We start from the raw sequence: 1,116 nt of genomic DNA, 5'->3' as shown, positions 1-1,116 counted from the left end.
GATCTGGAAAGGTCCGCTGCAAAAGGTAACAGCCCTGTAGCCGAAAGTGAACGTATGCCTAGACGGATCCTGAGTACGGCGGGACACGTGAAACCCCGTCGGAATCCGGCAGGACCATCTGCCAAGGCTAAATACTCCCTAGCGACCGATAGTGAAGCAGTACCGTGAGGGAAAGGTGAAAAGCACCCCGGGAGGGGAGTGAAAAAGAACCTGAAACCGTGTGCCTACAAGAAGTCAGAGCCCGTTAATGGGTGATGGCGTGCCTTTTGTAGAATGAACCGGCGAGTTACGTTTGCATGCGAGGTTAAGCTGAAAAGGCGGAGCCGCAGCGAAAGCGAGTCTGAATAGGGCGACTCAGTATGCAGGCGTAGACCCGAAACCGTGTGATCTACCCCTGTCCAGGGTGAAGGTGCGGTAACACGCACTGGAGGCCCGAACCCACGAATGTTGAAAAATTCGGGGATGAGGTGGGGGTAGCGGAGAAATTCCAATCGAACTCGGAGATAGCTGGTTCTCCCCGAAATAGCTTTAGGGCTAGCCTCGGGGGATGTGTCGTGGAGGTAAAGCACTGATTGGGTGCGGGGCCCGCCAAGGGTTACCAAGTCCAGTCAAACTCTGAATGCCACAGACATTACCCCGGGAGTCAGACAGTGAGTGCTAAGATCCATTGTCAAGAGGGAAACAGCCCAGATCATCAGCTAAGGTCCCCAAGTGTGTGTTAAGTGGGAAAGGATGTGGAGTTGCACAGACAACCAGGATGTTGGCTTAGAAGCAGCCACCATTTAAAGAGTGCGTAATAGCTCACTGGTCGAGTGACTCTGCGCCGAAAATGTAACGGGGCTAAACACACCACCGAAGCTATGACTTGCACCTTGTGTGCATGGGTAGGGGAGCGTTCTGTACGGAGTGAAGGTAGATCGTGAGGACTGCTGGACTGTACAGAAGTGAGAATGCCGGTATGAGTAACGAAAAGATCAGTGAGAATCTGATCCGCCGAAAGCCTAAGGGTTCCTGAGGAAGGTTCGTCCGCTCAGGGTAAGTCGGGACCTAAGGCGAGGCCGAAAGGCGTAGTCGAAGGACAACAGGTTGAAATTCCTGTACCACCGTAAGCCGTTA

At 53.4% G+C, this 1,116-nt stretch carries 1 rRNA gene (cut by a window edge); it reads left to right on the top strand.

The features are described from left to right. Positions 1 to 1,116, top strand: a 23S ribosomal RNA gene (locus tag KVT34_RS29300) (its annotated part continues 1,562 nt past the right edge of the window); the annotation flags it as partial.

Origin of the sequence: Paenibacillus sp. GbtcB18, from assembly GCF_019091125.1 — a bacterium.
Classification (GTDB): domain Bacteria; phylum Bacillota; class Bacilli; order Paenibacillales; family NBRC-103111; genus Paenibacillus_F; species Paenibacillus_F chitinolyticus.
The sequence above is the reverse complement of the archived record's forward strand: the minus strand, read 5'-3'. Positions and strand labels throughout refer to the sequence as shown.